The organism is Cytobacillus sp. NCCP-133 (assembly GCF_026011715.1).
GTDB lineage: Bacteria > Bacillota > Bacilli > Bacillales > Cytobacillaceae > Cytobacillus.
Genome location: NZ_BRVM01000002.1, coordinates 295,545 through 309,872 on the forward strand (window position 1 = coordinate 295,545; position 14,328 = coordinate 309,872).

The 14,328-nt window shown below is 39.3% G+C and carries 17 protein-coding genes; 12 read left to right on the forward strand and 5 right to left on the reverse strand.

Going from position 1 to position 14,328, the window contains the following annotated elements:
- Positions 1–9 precede the first annotated feature (9 nt).
- The 3 genes from NCCP133_RS05525 to NCCP133_RS05535 all read left to right on the forward strand — a co-directional run bounded on the left by NCCP133_RS05525 (position 10) and on the right by NCCP133_RS05535 (position 3,716).
- Positions 10–1,869, forward strand: coding sequence for a monovalent cation:proton antiporter family protein (locus tag NCCP133_RS05525; protein WP_264803931.1), 1,860 nt, complete (start codon positions 10–12; stop codon positions 1,867–1,869).
- Between the two features lie 306 nt (positions 1,870–2,175).
- The gene (gene fabI / locus NCCP133_RS05530; RefSeq protein WP_264803932.1) at positions 2,176–2,946 is read left to right on the forward strand and encodes an enoyl-ACP reductase FabI; all 771 of its coding nucleotides are present in this window, start codon (positions 2,176–2,178) and stop codon (positions 2,944–2,946) included.
- Positions 2,947–3,164: 218 nt separating this feature from the next.
- On the forward strand, positions 3,165–3,716 hold the full coding sequence (locus NCCP133_RS05535) for a spore coat CotO family protein (protein ID WP_264803933.1): 552 nt from the start codon (positions 3,165–3,167) through the stop codon (positions 3,714–3,716).
- A 163-nt stretch (positions 3,717–3,879) separates the two neighbouring features.
- Here the strand turns inward: NCCP133_RS05535 and NCCP133_RS05540 are convergent, their stop codons facing one another.
- The gene (locus NCCP133_RS05540) at positions 3,880–4,383 is read right to left on the reverse strand and encodes a CotY/CotZ family spore coat protein (protein WP_264803934.1); all 504 of its coding nucleotides are present in this window, start codon (positions 4,381–4,383) and stop codon (positions 3,880–3,882) included.
- Positions 4,384–4,515: 132 nt separating this feature from the next.
- On the opposite strand from NCCP133_RS05540, the gene NCCP133_RS05545 reads away from it, so the two are divergent.
- From NCCP133_RS05545 to NCCP133_RS05580, 8 genes are all read left to right on the forward strand, one after another.
- Positions 4,516–4,872 carry a DUF1360 domain-containing protein gene (locus NCCP133_RS05545; protein ID WP_264803935.1) on the forward strand — a complete coding sequence of 119 codons (357 nt, stop codon included), beginning with the start codon at positions 4,516–4,518 and terminating at the stop codon, positions 4,870–4,872.
- 331 nt (positions 4,873–5,203) lie between these two features.
- On the forward strand, positions 5,204–5,677 hold the full coding sequence (locus tag NCCP133_RS05550) for a sporulation protein (protein ID WP_442874238.1): 474 nt from the start codon (positions 5,204–5,206) through the stop codon (positions 5,675–5,677).
- 15 nt (positions 5,678–5,692) lie between these two features.
- Positions 5,693–6,169 carry a stage V sporulation protein AC gene (gene spoVAC / locus NCCP133_RS05555; protein WP_264803936.1) on the forward strand — a complete coding sequence of 159 codons (477 nt, stop codon included), beginning with the start codon at positions 5,693–5,695 and terminating at the stop codon, positions 6,167–6,169.
- A complete protein-coding gene (gene spoVAD / locus NCCP133_RS05560) occupies positions 6,169–7,182 on the forward strand; it encodes a stage V sporulation protein AD (protein WP_264803937.1) in 1,014 nt (337 codons plus the stop codon). Before spoVAC ends, spoVAD begins: the two co-directional genes overlap by 1 nt.
- 12 nt (positions 7,183–7,194) lie before the next feature.
- Entirely contained in the window at positions 7,195–7,551 is a 357-nt protein-coding gene (spoVAE, locus tag NCCP133_RS05565; RefSeq protein ID WP_264803938.1) for a stage V sporulation protein AE, read from the forward strand.
- 224 nt (positions 7,552–7,775) lie between these two features.
- Positions 7,776–8,645 carry a DUF421 domain-containing protein gene (locus NCCP133_RS05570; protein WP_264803939.1) on the forward strand — a complete coding sequence of 290 codons (870 nt, stop codon included), beginning with the start codon at positions 7,776–7,778 and terminating at the stop codon, positions 8,643–8,645.
- An 80-nt stretch (positions 8,646–8,725) separates the two neighbouring features.
- Entirely contained in the window at positions 8,726–8,842 is a 117-nt protein-coding gene (locus NCCP133_RS05575; protein WP_264803983.1) for a YjcZ family sporulation protein, read from the forward strand.
- A gap of 128 nt (positions 8,843–8,970) precedes the next feature.
- A complete protein-coding gene (locus tag NCCP133_RS05580; RefSeq protein WP_264803940.1) occupies positions 8,971–9,225 on the forward strand; it encodes a stage VI sporulation protein F in 255 nt (84 codons plus the stop codon).
- Between the two features lie 221 nt (positions 9,226–9,446).
- Here the strand turns inward: NCCP133_RS05580 and NCCP133_RS05585 are convergent, their stop codons facing one another.
- The gene (locus NCCP133_RS05585) at positions 9,447–11,753 is read right to left on the reverse strand and encodes a UvrD-helicase domain-containing protein (RefSeq protein WP_264803941.1); all 2,307 of its coding nucleotides are present in this window, start codon (positions 11,751–11,753) and stop codon (positions 9,447–9,449) included.
- 195 nt (positions 11,754–11,948) lie between these two features.
- Between NCCP133_RS05585 and NCCP133_RS05590 the strand changes: the two genes are divergently transcribed.
- Positions 11,949–12,233: a hypothetical protein gene (locus NCCP133_RS05590; protein WP_264803942.1), complete on the forward strand. Its 285-nt coding sequence runs from the start codon at positions 11,949–11,951 to the stop codon at positions 12,231–12,233.
- 99 nt (positions 12,234–12,332) lie between these two features.
- On the opposite strand, the gene NCCP133_RS05595 is transcribed toward NCCP133_RS05590, so the two are convergent.
- The 3 genes from NCCP133_RS05595 to NCCP133_RS05605 form a co-directional block, all read right to left on the reverse strand.
- On the reverse strand, positions 12,333–13,007 hold the full coding sequence (locus tag NCCP133_RS05595; protein WP_264803943.1) for a DUF421 domain-containing protein: 675 nt from the start codon (positions 13,005–13,007) through the stop codon (positions 12,333–12,335).
- Positions 13,008–13,185: 178 nt separating this feature from the next.
- Complete coding sequence (locus NCCP133_RS05600; protein WP_264803944.1) at positions 13,186–13,608, reverse strand: GNAT family N-acetyltransferase; 423 nt, start codon at positions 13,606–13,608, stop codon at positions 13,186–13,188.
- 6 nt (positions 13,609–13,614) lie between these two features.
- Positions 13,615–14,133, reverse strand: a complete 519-nt coding sequence (locus NCCP133_RS05605; protein ID WP_264803945.1) for a YjcG family protein — start codon at positions 14,131–14,133, stop codon at positions 13,615–13,617.
- Between the last annotated feature and the right edge of the window lie 195 nt (positions 14,134–14,328).

Sequence of the window (14,328 nt, forward strand, 5' to 3'; positions counted from 1 at the left end):
GCAAAAATTATGGAACATGGAGCATCGGTTACATCACTTGTAATTGTCATTTTGGCTGCTTTTATTACGCCCATACTGCTTCATCGATTGAGGGTTAATTTTATTCCTGTAGTTGTAGCTGAAATTCTGGTTGGACTTGTGATCGGGAAGAGCGGGTTTGATATTGTACATGAAGACATGTGGCTTGAAACACTTTCAACACTGGGCTTTATATTTCTTATGTTTTTAAGTGGATTAGAAATTGACTTTAAAGCCTTTTCATCAAGCAGGAAGAGTGAAAAATTGCCAAATGGTAAGTTGGAGCCCAATTCGTTTATGGTTTCATCTATTGTATTTATTGGGATTTTTCTCGTATCTCTTGGTCTTTCTTATTTATTTGTCTGGGCAGGCTTTATCGATAATGCCTTTTTAATGACCTTAATTATCTCAACCATATCACTTGGGGTTGTCGTACCTACGCTAAAAGAAGCCCATTTGATGAAAACGGGCATTGGCCAAATTATCTTATTGATTGCAGTAATTGCAGACCTTGTTACAATGATCTTGCTTGCAGTTTTTGTATCAATAAATGACGGTGGTGAAGGAAATACTTGGCTCCTTCTTGTTTTATTTGCAGTGGGTATCTTACTGTATTTTATTGGAAGAAGCTTTAAAAACCTAAAATTCCTGGAGGCAATGTCTACGGGCACAGTTCAAATTGGCACAAGAGCTGTGTTTGCACTGATTATTTTCCTCGTAGCACTATCAGAAACTGTAGGAGCTGAAAATATTCTAGGTGCTTTCCTTGCGGGAGTTCTTGTTTCACTTCTGGCACCAAATCAGGAAATGGTCCATAAGCTGGACTCTTTTGGATATGGTTTCTTGATTCCGATTTTCTTTGTGATGGTTGGGGTGGACTTGAATATATGGTCATTGTTCGGAGATCCGAAAATGCTTATGCTAATACCGCTGCTGCTGTTTGCACTTCTGCTTTCGAAACTCCTGCCAATTTATTTTTTAAAAAGATGGTATGATATGAAAACAGTTATTGCTTCCGGATTTCTATTAACATCAACTTTATCTCTTGTAATTGCTGCTGCAACTATTGGGGAACGGATGGGCGTAATCACAGCAGAAATGAGCGGAACACTGATTCTTGTTGCTGTTATTACAAGTGTCTTTACACCAGTGGTTTTTAAAAAGCTATTCCCTCAAGAAGTGGCAGAGGAGAAAAAACTGAAGGTTTCCTTTATTGGTGCCAATCAAATGACAATGCCAATCTATAGTGAGCTTAAGTCCACTTTGTACGACCCTGTTTTATATCATAAAAAACAGGAAAAAGCTGATAAACAAATTGCTGACTCTTTATTTGAAATAATTGAAATAGAAGATTTTGAACTGGGAGCACTCGAAAAAACTGAAGCGTTTAATTCGGATATCGTTGTTATATCTACTGGTGATGAAGAAACGAATGCGACATTATCAATTGGCTTTAAAGAAAAAGGGGTTGAACGGGTTATTTGCCGGATGGAAAGTCCAGATTTGGAAGAAAGCCTTCGAGAGCACGGAATTGAAGTCTTTTCAACTATTCTTTCTTCCAAAACTTTACTTCGGGCACTAATCGAATCACCGAGTGTCGTTAATATTTTACTTGATAAGGAAACAGCCTTATACGAAATCCGACTTTTAAATGAGCAATTTGAAGGAATGATCATAAGGCGGTTCCCGTTTACAGGGGATGTCATATTTGTCCGGATTCTTAGAGGCAAGGACTCCATTGTACCTCACGGGGATACAGAACTGCATATGAATGACCGATTGATTGTCACTGGCTCCAAGGAATATGTTGATGAACTCAAACGAGAACTTGAATTCTGTGAATGGTGTTAAAAGATGCTGTTTTGTGCAATAAGTAAATAAATCTAAATCCTGCTTGATAAAAGCAGGATTTTTTTGCAAAACTAAAAAAGACTATCTAGCTCACAAGGAACGTTCGAGAGCTTCATCAACGCACGACCATAAGCGGCAGCTTTTGGAAGGACGAGGCGTTCTTAGTCTGCGTTCCTTCGTTGGCAAGGTACTTGCGCTTTTCTCATATTTTCAACAGGGCTATAGGCTTTTCTTTTTATAAAATTTAATGTACAATTAGCACTAGGTACTAATAACTTGTTATAAAAATATCAGGAGGCCTATAAAATGACTCTTTCTTTAAAAGGAAAAACATTCGTCGTAATGGGAGTTGCGAATAAAAGAAGTATTGCCTGGGGGATTGCTAAATCTCTTCACGATGCTGGTGCAAGCTTAATTTTTACATACGCGGGTGAAAGACTAGAAAAAAGTGTGCGAGAATTAGCAGAATCGCTTGAAGATGCCAATTCACTTGTACTGCCATGTGATGTGACAAACGATGAAGATATCAGTAAATGCTTCAGTACAATTAAGGAAGAAGCAGAGATCATCCACGGGATTGCCCATTGCATTGCCTTCGCAAATAAAGAGGAACTTCAAGGTGAATATATGAACACAACAAGGGACGGATTCCTTCTTGCACACAATATCAGTTCCTATTCTTTGACCGCTATTGCAAAGGAAGCGAAAGGCCTTATGAAAGATGGCGGAAGCATTGTCACACTCACTTACCTTGGCGGGGAAAAGGTTGTCAAAAATTACAACGTAATGGGAGTGGCTAAAGCTTCTCTTGATGCGAGTGTTAAATACCTGGCAAACGACCTTGGGAAAGACGGCATACGTGTGAATTCCATTTCAGCGGGACCGATTAGGACTCTTTCTGCTAAAGGGATCAGCGAATTTAATACGATCTTAAAAGAAATTGAAGAACGAGCTCCGCTACGGAAAACGACAACGACTGAAGAAGTTGGAGATACTGCTTTATTCTTATTCAGCAGCCTGTCACGCGGCATTACCGGAGAAAACATCCATGTGGATTCCGGTTATCACATTCTTTAATAGAGGCTGTTAGTGCTAAGTTTGTCTTTATTAGAAGGTATCTAAGTTTAAACACAGCAAAATTTTCTAAACTAAAAGAGCGTTCGATGAGAAATGAGCCAAAATGAAAATCCCTACTCAAATTTGAGTGGGCTTTTTGTTGTTTCTGCAGAAACGAAAGCCTATATTCTGCATACATATAATACGACGAAACATTATGATTGCGGAGGTGGGCAAGAATGGCAGAGAAAAAAGAAAAAGAACCCTTATTTTATATACAGCAGCCTAATTTTCAATTTCCAGAATCGAAAATGCAAACTGTTTATTCAAGCAGAAAAGCAGAATTGGAAAGTAAAAAGAAACATCCGGATAGTCTGCAGGAATTAGATGCTGCTGTAGAAAATACGATAAAGAAGCCTGAGGAAAAGGTCGTTGAGGATGTTGCCGAACAGAAGAAAGTGCAGGAAACAATAGAAGAATTTGAAGCGGGCAGGGAAGAGAAAAAAGAAGCGCCTTCATTTGCCTTTACAACAGAAAAAAGAAAACCTTCTTTCCGGCGAGTAAAGAGTTTTAAGGAGATGGACACATCTGAGCGTTTAGATTACTTAATTGATTTTCCAAAGCAGCTTCCTCCAATTCCTTGCATATTTGAAACCGATGAGAAAGCGATAAGAGGTTTTCTGATCTCTAGAGGTGATGAATTTATTGAAATTAAATTGTTTGATGAATCAACTAAACAAATTAGCATCAATTCTATAAAGGAAATAAAAATGATTGGCTTAAGAAGGTAGGAAAAAAAGTGTAAGCGCCTTGCCCACGAAGGAATGCAGACAAAGAACGCCACATCCTCCAAAAAGCTGCAGCTTTCCGTTGTGCGATGATGAAGCAGTCGTAGCATTCCTTGTGGAGCTAGAAAGAAAAAAATAGCCAGCCGAATGGACGGCTGGCTTCCTATTAGTCTTCGCAGATATCAAGGTCTACATCTGCAATACATTGAACTGCGCAGAAGCAGCTTAGGTCGACAGTTACACAGTCATCAGTACTGCGGAAGTAATCAACTTCGCAAACCTTTTTCAAGTCGATGCAGCAATCATCGGCAAGGTTTACTGTTTTGTCTGGGCCAGACTTTCTGTTTACTGGCTCTAGTACACGAAGCACCGCACAGCAGTTATCAAATACTTCTTCTACTCTGAAGAAGATGGATACACAAGCACAGTCATTTCCTGTAAAGAAAGCATGGAATGGTGAACCGTCCGCAGATTTTAATGTGAATACGCGTGTATCCGGACGCTTATGGCGTCTATTGCCTGAAGGAGAGATAGCTCCCAGCGGCTCCAGGAAACAGTTTGAAGGGCATTCGCACACATCTTCTGCATTATCTTGAATATCTTTTATAGCACGAACTACTTCACATACACAGCTTTTGCCTTTGAAGTCGTCTTTTTTTCCACAACCCATTTTTGTTTTCCTCCTTGTTTGTTTCTTGTGGTCTACACTAATAACATATTGCCGGGGAGCCCTATGGGTTACGGACAAACGCCTTGTTTTTCAAAAAAATAGGCTATTTTTTTATAAGTTGGAGGTAAAAAAATGGATATAACACCTATGGAACTGGTCATTCTTTCTCTTGCAAGCTTCCGGCTGACGAGGCTGATTGTATTTGATAAAATTTCTGAATTTATCCGGAGTCCATTCATTGAAGAAGTAGAGGAAAAAAATGAAGAAGGGGAAGCTGAAATATACTTAGTTGTAAAAGAGGGCAGAATCCGAAGTTTCTTTGGGGAGCTATTGAGCTGTTACTGGTGTACGGGGGTATGGAGTGCCGTACTATTATGTTCTCTATATTTTTTACTCAAAGAATGGGCCGTCCCTGTATTGCTGGTTTTAGCGGTAGCTGGTTTTGCTGCAATCATTGAAACAATCGTGCAAAAATGGCTCGATGGATGAAGAAATTACAAGAAATAGATAGGCATTTGATTTAAGCAAGCATTGAGAAACAGCATAAATTATAGAAAGGGATTCTTTCATAAATGGAGGGCCTATCATGATGAAGAACAATAACGAGCAGTCAGCCACTAAGCCCCAGTCCTCAAAAAAGAAAAAGAAAAAAGGCTGTGGATGCGGAAAAAAATCAAAGAAGAGCTAATCTAGAAGCCGGCAATTACCGGCTTTTATTTTTTTATATAATATGGAAATATTAGGATGTTGCTTATTTTTCATAAATCCGAAGCAATCCGAGGACAATATAACTAAAGATTCTACATAGAAAGGGACTATTATGAAGAAAAGACATTTGTGGTTGATGGCATGTATATTGGTTACCGTTTCTGGATGCAGTAGGGATGGTGAGTTGAACGAAAGCGATCTGGCGCTCCTCAAAACAACTAATCCGCCACCTGCTTTAATTGAAAAAAATACGAAGGAAAATTTGGATCTGATTGCAGACATCGAGCATGATATCGAATCCATGGAAGAATTGTACGATGTAGCTGTCGTAAAAGGGAAAGAAAAAACTTTGGTTGCTTACAAAGTAAAGCACATTCAGCGATTTCATATGAAAAAAATCGAAAAGAAAATGACGAAGCTGCTGGAAAAAAAATATCCTGAAGAACACTTCATTGTTTCGAGTGACTACAAAATTTTTATTGAAGCGGTAGAGCTTCAGGAAAAAATGAAAGATCCGGATTTTTCGGATAAAAAAGCAAAAAAGAAACTTGATAAGATTATAAAATTAAAAAAAGAAATGACGTAGAAAGGGGTATGAATCATGAGCAAAAAAAATTCAACTAAGACACCCCAGCAACAGCAATATGAACAGCTTGAGCAAAAGCATGAATTGCAGCGCCCCGTTCTAAAGAACTGTATCAGGGCTTTCTGGGTAGGAGGGCTCATTTGCGTAATCGGACAAGCTATTACGTATTTTTACATCTATTTCTTCAACTTTACGGAACAGACTGCCGGGAACCCTACTGTAGCAACAATGATTTTTCTTTCCATGCTGCTGACAGGCTTTGGGGTCTATGACCGTCTCGGACAGTTTGCTGGAGCAGGAAGTGCGGTCCCTGTAACTGGTTTCGGAAATGCAGTTATTTCGGCAGCAATTGAGCACCGGACTGAAGGCTTTGTGCTCGGGGTAGGCGGCAATATGTTCAAGCTTGCCGGCTCTGTTATCCTTTTTGGCGTGTTTGCTGCATTTGTAGTGGCTTTGATCAAAACGCTTCTAGTGATATGGGGGGTTATTTAATGCTAAAAGGAAAGCAATCCTGGATTTTTCAAAACCGTCCTGTCATTGCTTCTACTGGCGTTTCTGGCGGGCCATTTGAGGCAAATGGCAACCTGGCAGACGACTTTGATGTATTGCATGATGATTTGTGGATGGGCGAAGACTCCTATGAAAAAGCCCATCGTGTCCTTCTTGAAGAAGCAGGGCAAACGGCATTGCAAAAATCCAACTTACAAAAGGAAGACATACAGTTTTATATCGCGGGTGATTTAATCAATCAAATAACTCCTACAAGTTTGACGGCAAGAACTAATCAAATCCCTTACTTTGGGATTTTTGGCGCTTGCTCAACTTCAATGGAAGGTCTTGCATTAGCCTCTTTTATTGTGAACTATCAAGGTGCTGATTATATTTTAACAGGGGCTTCAAGCCATAATGCAGCTGTTGAGAAACAATTCAGGTATCCGACTGAATATGGCGGCCAAAAGCCCCCGACAGCTCAATGGACAGTGACAGGAGCGGGTGCAGCCGTAATAGCCTCGAAAGCTTCGAAGCAAAACATGCCAGTTACAACATCAGCTACGATTGGAAAAGTAATTGATATGGGTCTCACAGACCCTTTTAATATGGGAGGTGCAATGGCTCCTGCAGCTGCTGATACTATTACAGCCCACTTTAAGGATATGCAGCTGGATCCGTCTTATTATGATTTGATTGTAACAGGAGACCTTGGAAGAATTGGCCAGGAAACCACTTTTGAATTGCTTGGGAATAACGGCCTGAATATAGAAAGAGAAAAACTCAAGGATTGCGGCTTAATGATTTATAAGGAAGGCCAGCCTGTACAGTCAGGCGGAAGCGGGGCAGGCTGCTCTGCTGCAGTCTTATACGGCCATTTAATAAATCAGATGAAACAGGGAGAATATAAGCGGATACTAGTGGTGGCTACAGGAGCATTATTGTCTCCGCTTACGTTTCAGCAAAATGAAAGTATTCCTTGTATTGCGCATGCTGTTTCAATCGAAATGAATTAAGGAGGTGTATCTATGCTGCCAATGTTTTTTTGGGCTTTTGTTATTGGAGGGCTTATTTGCGTATTTGGCCAAATCTTGTTCGATATATTTAAATTAACTCCTGGCCATACGTTGAGTCTTTTAGTTGTATTGGGAGCCGTGCTCGATGGGGTTGGGCTTTATGAACCACTGGTAGATTTTGCCGGAGCGGGGGCGACCATACCAATTACCAGCTTCGGCAACTCCCTGGTCCATGGTGCTCTTCAAGAAGCCGATCAGCACGGACTTGTAGGTGTTTTAACAGGGATGTTCGAGGTAACCAGCTCGGGTATATCTGCAGCTATCATTTTCGGTTTTATTGGCGCACTTATATTTAAACCAAAAGGATAAAAAGGAAGTAGGAACGTATGGCTGAAAACAGGAAAAATTTAATGGCGCTTCAAGAAATGGTTAAAGAACTGGAAAGGGCTCTGACCGAAAAGGCAAAAGCTTCAGCTGATGTATAGGCACAGGCTGTGTTTCATCAAGGAGTCGTTGAAGCCAAAGATATAAATGGTTTTTTGTCCAGACGCATAAATAAACTTAAACAATCCTTTCTGTTATAGGGGTACTGTATGAATGGGATAATGGCGACCGTTGTTCGATCAATCTTCATTATAATGGGACTGTTTCTCATCACCAAGTTATTAGGCAAGAAACAGCTCTCCAAACTCTCCTTTTTTGAATATATTGTTGGCATCACTGTAGGCGATATCGCAGGAACACTTTCCATGGATCCGGAGCTTAGCTTAAGGGATGGATTAACTGCTTTTTTGATATGGGCATTCGTGCCGCTCGTTATTAGCCTTTTATCATTAAAAAGCAAGGCATTCCGGGATTTTGTAGAAGGGAAGCCAACAACGTTTATTGAAAAAGGAAAAATACTTGAGGACAATTTAAAGAAAGAAAAATACAGTGCTGATGAGCTGATGGAACAGCTGCGAAAAAAGGATATTTTTCGAGTTGCTGATGTGGAATTCGCATCTCTTGATTCGAATGGAGAATTAAATATTATATTGAAAAGAGCAAAACAGCCGCTAACTGCAGGAGAACTTTTTAACAACTTGCCAGAGGCTGGCGTTCCTCATGCAGTCATAATGGATGGGACCGTTTATTATGATGCGCTGAAAAATGCAGGAGTAAACTGGAAATGGCTGAAGGAGGAATTAGCAAAAAGGCATTTGACGGCAGAACAGGTTTTTTTTGCCCAAATTGATGAACAAGGCCAGATTAAGCTTGATCTATTTAATGACCTTTTGGAAATTCCGGAAATGAATAAGGATGGGCATTTATTAATATTAATGAAGAAAATCCAAGGAGAGCTGGAATGGAATTCATTGACTGCAGAAGAACCTGCCCTAAAAGCAGCTTATAAAGAATACTCCAGCAGAATGCAGAACTTAATTAAAAAAACCAAGCCTTATTTTTCGCTTGACAGTGAATAGCTAGACTTGCCTGCTTGCCTATGCACTTGCTGGTTATATTTCATATGTAGTATGGAATAAATAAAAGCGAGGTGTCAGGTATAGGCTTCGGTTTCTGCGGCTACGGCTATGACGGTGGATACGGCGGAAACACATTTGTTCTCATAGTCGTGCTATTCATCTTGTTGATTTTTATTGGTGCATGTTGTTACAGCTAAGGCCTTTATTTATGCGTACGGCTGGGCCGTGGTTTAGGGTCAGCTTTTCTTAAACCAAACGAATAAATCACCTTTTTCTACCGCCTTCATACTATATAAAGTAGTTAATGAAGGAGCGTGAAAAAGCAATGGATAATAATTTTTTTAAAAACCTTGAAAAGAAAACAGGCGTTAATATGAAAGATGTATTTGATTTGGCCGGTTCTTTGCAAAACGCTAACTTTAAGGACGAGAAAACCGTTCGGAATGTAATAAAAAAAGTTTCTAAAATTGCGAATAAGCCCGTATCCAAAGATATGGAAGATAAAATTGTAAAATCGATTGTGGCTGATGGAAAACAGCTTGATTTTAACACCATTTCTCAGATGATGAATAAAAAGTAAGGTGTATCTTCTGATGTAGAAATCCACCAGGTGCCGTTCAGCTGTGAAGCATCCATATTGCGGGGAACTTTGACGGTGACGCAGGGAGGGGGCCCCATCTAAGTTCTAATATTATAGCTTTAACGGTCAGCGGATTACAAATAAAATTTGAGGTGAACTCAAATTAATGAGGGATAATGACAAAGGGACCTGGCAAATGTGCGGCCAGGTCCAATCTGCTTTTAACGTCTGAGGCTGCGGGAAATAGGGGCAAGGAAACGGGAAGGGGCGGCTTTTCGTCCGCGTTTCCTTTCAGGTACAGATATATATAAGTCTTTTCTTGCCCGTGTAACAGCTACATACATAAGCCTGCGCTCTTCCTCCAAAGGAGCAGAATCACCTGTTCGAAATGCTTCAAGAGCATGGTCATGTGGCAGGCTTCCCTCAACAGCTCCTGCCACATATACCACATTATACTCCAGCCCCTTTGAACGGTGGATTGTACTTAAGGTAATGGCGTTTTTATAGCTTTTACTAAAATGTTTAATTTCTTTGTTCATCGCTTTCATATGCTCTGCATGCTCGATTAGCTCGACTATGGAGTTAAAGTTACGGGCAGCAACCTTCAAGTCTTTTAAATCATCAGACCCTTTTTCCATTTTATTGCCTTCGCTGCCTCGTTTTTTGAGGAAGTTTTGAAAGCCTAATTCCTTTTCAACCTTTTCAATGGCAGTTAAAGGAGTAAGCCCTGTAAGTGATCTGATAACAGGGATGGCTCTCCTTAATTTACTTTCCTGAAAAGCAAAGCCTGTTTTAATGTGGCATAGGCACTCGAGAAGGGAACAATCCTTCAAAATACTCTCCGCTTTAATATCCTGCAAAGCAGATTGTTTAACAAAAAGAGATGGCAATATATCTTTAATGGCATGTTGGTCGTCTTCATTAGCAGAAAGTTTCAAAAATGCAAGCATACTTCTGATTATGAAACGGTCATAGAAAGATTCTGCATCCTGATCAAGCTTGAAAGGGAGGCTGGAATTTGCCAGCCTTTCAAATACAGCCCTGCTTCCAGTATGTGTTCGAAACAAAATAGCAAAGTCACTTGGTTCAAATCCTTTTGCTATTTTGTTCTGGATATCTGTCAAAATCATGGTTGCTTCTTCTTCCTCATCATAAGGAAAAAATAAGAAAGGATAACGTTCACTTGTATACTGGGCATTCATGCTTTTAGTGCGTCTCTGTTTATTCAGAGAAATGATTTGATTGGCTGCAGAAACGATTTCATGCGCAGAGCGATAGTTTTGGTCTAGAGTTATCACTTTTGCATTAGGAAAATCTTCCTCAAAATCTAACAAGTATTGAGGATCACTTCCCCTGAAAGCATAAATGGACTGGTCATCATCCCCCACAGCACAGACATTACTTGTTTTATTGGAGAGCATTTTCATCAGTTCATATTGAACTTTATTAATGTCCTGAAACTCATCAATCAGAAAGTATCGAAATCGGCTCTGATATTGTTCGAGAATAAGAGGGTTTTCCCGGAAAAGGGTGTAGCATTCTGTTAGCATATCGTCAAAATCAAATATACCTTTTCGCCCCTTTGCTAGTTCATACCGTTTATATAATGCCGCTGCCTGCTCTTCCCAGTCGTTTTCAGGTTTAACTTTTTCAGGCATGATCAGTGAGTTTTTCCAATAACTGATTTGCTGAAGAGCAAGGTCAAAAGCAAATTCTCTTTCATCAAGCTTCAAGTCTTTGCATGCTTCCTTAATGATCTGTTCACGCTGCCAATCCCTATTAAGCAGTTTGCCTGAAGCCCATTTCTCTGGAGAGTGAAAGGAAAGAATCCGATAAAACAAACTATGAAATGTACCGGAAACCACCTTTTTAACTTTTCTATGATCCATTCCAGGATAGTAAAGGAGACGGTCCTTCATTTCAGCTGCAGCCTTTGCCGTAAAGGTGACAAGCATGATGGATTTGGGATCGATATTTTTTTCACGCAGCATGAAAGCAGTCCTTGTCGTTAGTACTCGCGTTTTTCCACTCCCAGCTCCTGCAAGGACAAGCAGTGGCCCATCTATATAGGAAACAGCAGCTGCCTGCTGCGTATCCAGAAAAATTCCCGATCGGAAAAGTGCCTGCAGGTATTCATTAGGAAAACTATGGTCTGGTGTATTTTCTTTAATATATATAGGAATATTTTTAACAGGCTGCGCTTTTTTAAAAACTGATTCGGCAATGTTTACTGCTGAAGCAGCAATGGATCGGGAAACTGGGATTTTAAAACCATCCTTTTCTATATATTCCCTTGTCACAGTATGAGCAGGTTCCACATTTAATTTCATCTCCTTGCACGTTCTGCTGCTCTGCTGAATATGATAAAAATGAGGTTCCTTCTCGATTCCTAAATACAAGCGTACAGAAGCTCCGCAATCAGAACAATATAGCTTTCCTTTTTTGCCTTCTTCATATATATGCTGAAAATTTTCTCTATTTAATTGTTCAAGGTTAACTGGTTTATTATGTAAAATTGCTGTTTTCATATCGAATACCCCATTTAAAGCAAACTAATAATGATTGCTGGTTAGTCCAAATAAACAAGACAAACCTAATCATAACAAAACAGAAAAGGTTTCTAAAGTCCTTAAATGTTTGAAATTTAAATAAAAAGGGTACATAAAAAGGAGAGTGTTTTCGTATTTCTTTAATAAGGATATGAATGGAGAGGGGGAGCAGCTGTGGGTTATATCCTTCCTGTAAGGAATTACCAAAATAATCAATATGCAGAAAGGGAAATTGGCAACAAGTATGATCCTTTTTGTTTTGTGCCCGTGAACAGAATAGCTGCATCAGCAAATGGGAAAGAATTCCGTCAAGAACTTCCTCTTGGCACTCAGAAAAATTTAGTGAAAACTACTTCAAATCAGCGTCAAGATTACACCAAGCATATAAATAGATTGAAAGCAGACAAGACCTACGGCGAAATGACTGGTAAGGGCCGCTATTTTAGTGAATGTATATAAGTTAATGCAGAGTTTGTTTTTTTTATGGTTAAGATAGCTTATTATCGCTAAGAATTAATGCGGATTATGGGGAAGAATTGAAGTAATAAAGGGAGAGTCTTAGTACGTTTGCACGTGCAAAGCCTCTCCTTTTTTCCATTCTGCGTATAACACATCTTTCACGTTATGGGCACCATTCGATTTTATTTCATTATTCAGCCTTAACTCATCCCATCCAATGGTTTTGAGGTTATCCCAAATAACTTCTCCATCTAAAATGATCGTAACCGGAAGTTCAACGTTAATAAGAGGTAAGTTTAAATCCTGTAAAGTTGGGGAAGCATACACTGGTTTTTTTAGTGCACTGACAGTCCCATCAGTCTCCAGTATTGCATACTCGCATTCCTGAATGGAGAACACATCTTTAGAACGGAGAAGATGCTGGAGCTGATTTAAATCCAGGTGATTTTTTTTCAGTTCTTTATACACTATTTTTCCTTTTTTAATGACGATAGAAGGTTCACCTTCAAGAAGTTTTCTGGTACTCTTAAACTTTTGGGTGAGCATTTCCGTGACATAAATCAATATGCCCCATACTGCAACGGCAAAGAAAATTTCAATTATTTCTATATCTTCTTCATATATTGCATTTCCCACCAGCTCTCCCAAAACGATCGCAGAAATAAAGTCAAATGGAGTAATCTGTGTGATTTGTGTTTTTCCCAAAATTTTTGCCATTACAAATAAAAATAAGTAGCCAATTACCAGCACATTGACTATATGCAGATATTCCATCCCAACCACCCCTTTAAGCTGCATCTGGAATAGTTTTTGCAGAAACCTGAAAAATTATTGCAGTAAGAAGAGCAGTAGAAAAATAAGAGGATATAAGCCAGTCGAGTTGAATAATGCAGATGATTGGAAAACCTAAGCAAAAAAAGAACTCCTGCCAAACCTGGCAGGAGTTCGTCCGTTAAATTGGTTTTTTCATCGTGCGGTGTGGGATCCCAGCGTCTAAGAATTCTTCCGAAACCACTTCATAGCCCAATTTTCCGTAAAAAGGTATAGCCTGTGTTTGGGCATTTAATTTCAATGCTTTCAAACCTTTTTCTTTTGCATATTCTTCAATTTTCTTCATAATTGCTTTTCCGGAGCCGCCTTTGCGATTCTCTTTCAGGACGCAAATTCTTTCCACTTTCCCCACTCCATCAACAATGCGGAATCGGCCGGCACCTGCAGGTTTTCCAGAGTCATAAAGCACAAAGTGGGAGGCTTCATCTTCGTACTTATCAATTTCTTCTTCTTCAGGGACGTTTTGTTCATGGATAAATACCTGTTTGCGAACGGAAAACGCATCCTGTAATTCTTGTTCGGTAGAGACTATTTTAACTTCCACTTCTGTTTATTCCTTTCCTAATCGAAATGTTTCAAATACAGTCCAAGAGCCATTATCAAGCTGGTAGAGAAGATGGAACCGGTCTACTACTTCTTCATGGTTAACCCGCTGCATTCTTAATGAGCCATAGACATCTGAATGCTCATCATTTGATAGTTTTTGCCCAATTGTAATATGAGGGACAAAATTATATTCTGGTGACTCTCCTGCAGTATTATCATTCAGTTCACGATGCAGTTCTTCCAGCTGGGTGGTAGGCTCTATTTTAAAGTAGATTACATTATTGACCGGCTGGAAAGAGCTGATTTTTGTAGCGTTAATTTGGAAAGGCTGATGTTTCTTGGCAATCCCATGCAGGGTGTGGGTAAGTTCTGAAATTTCGTCTTCAGAAGCATCAAAGCCCTCTCTTAAAGTGACGTGCGGAGGAATTAAAGCATAATGCGGATCATACCGCTTTCGATAAGAATTAGCCAAATCTTGCAGTTTTTTTGAAGGAAAAATAACGATACCGTATTTCGTGCTCATAAAACAACCTCCATGTTGATTTTTTTTAATAACTGGCAGGCTTAGATGAATGGATTTAAATCTTTAGATTGAACCATTATAGAAAATTTTCTAAATTCATTATATAATTATACCTTTTTTTAGAATAAAAAACAGTGAAATCAATGTATTCTTTTTGTTGATGTAAAAGAATGATTCTTTTCTCATCCTATAAAA

What these genes read in the sequence shown, in the direction of transcription:
- NCCP133_RS05525 (WP_264803931.1), top strand. Translation starts at nt 10, where the DNA reads ATGGAACATGGAGCATCGGTTACATCACTTGTAATTGTCATTTTGGCT.
- fabI (WP_264803932.1), top strand. Translation starts at nt 2,176, where the DNA reads ATGACTCTTTCTTTAAAAGGAAAAACATTCGTCGTAATGGGAGTTGCG.
- NCCP133_RS05535 (WP_264803933.1), top strand. Translation starts at nt 3,165, where the DNA reads ATGGCAGAGAAAAAAGAAAAAGAACCCTTATTTTATATACAGCAGCCT.
- NCCP133_RS05540 (WP_264803934.1), bottom strand. Translation starts at nt 4,383, where the DNA reads ATGGGTTGTGGAAAAAAAGACGACTTCAAAGGCAAAAGCTGTGTATGT.
- NCCP133_RS05545 (WP_264803935.1), top strand. Translation starts at nt 4,516, where the DNA reads ATGGATATAACACCTATGGAACTGGTCATTCTTTCTCTTGCAAGCTTC.
- NCCP133_RS05550 (WP_442874238.1), top strand. Translation starts at nt 5,204, where the DNA reads ATGAAGAAAAGACATTTGTGGTTGATGGCATGTATATTGGTTACCGTT.
- spoVAC (WP_264803936.1), top strand. Translation starts at nt 5,693, where the DNA reads ATGAGCAAAAAAAATTCAACTAAGACACCCCAGCAACAGCAATATGAA.
- spoVAD (WP_264803937.1), top strand. Translation starts at nt 6,169, where the DNA reads ATGCTAAAAGGAAAGCAATCCTGGATTTTTCAAAACCGTCCTGTCATT.
- spoVAE (WP_264803938.1), top strand. Translation starts at nt 7,195, where the DNA reads ATGCTGCCAATGTTTTTTTGGGCTTTTGTTATTGGAGGGCTTATTTGC.
- NCCP133_RS05570 (WP_264803939.1), top strand. Translation starts at nt 7,776, where the DNA reads ATGAATGGGATAATGGCGACCGTTGTTCGATCAATCTTCATTATAATG.
- NCCP133_RS05580 (WP_264803940.1), top strand. Translation starts at nt 8,971, where the DNA reads ATGGATAATAATTTTTTTAAAAACCTTGAAAAGAAAACAGGCGTTAAT.
- NCCP133_RS05585 (WP_264803941.1), bottom strand. Translation starts at nt 11,753, where the DNA reads ATGAAAACAGCAATTTTACATAATAAACCAGTTAACCTTGAACAATTA.
- NCCP133_RS05595 (WP_264803943.1), bottom strand. Translation starts at nt 13,007, where the DNA reads ATGGAATATCTGCATATAGTCAATGTGCTGGTAATTGGCTACTTATTT.
- NCCP133_RS05605 (WP_264803945.1), bottom strand. Translation starts at nt 14,133, where the DNA reads ATGAGCACGAAATACGGTATCGTTATTTTTCCTTCAAAAAAACTGCAA.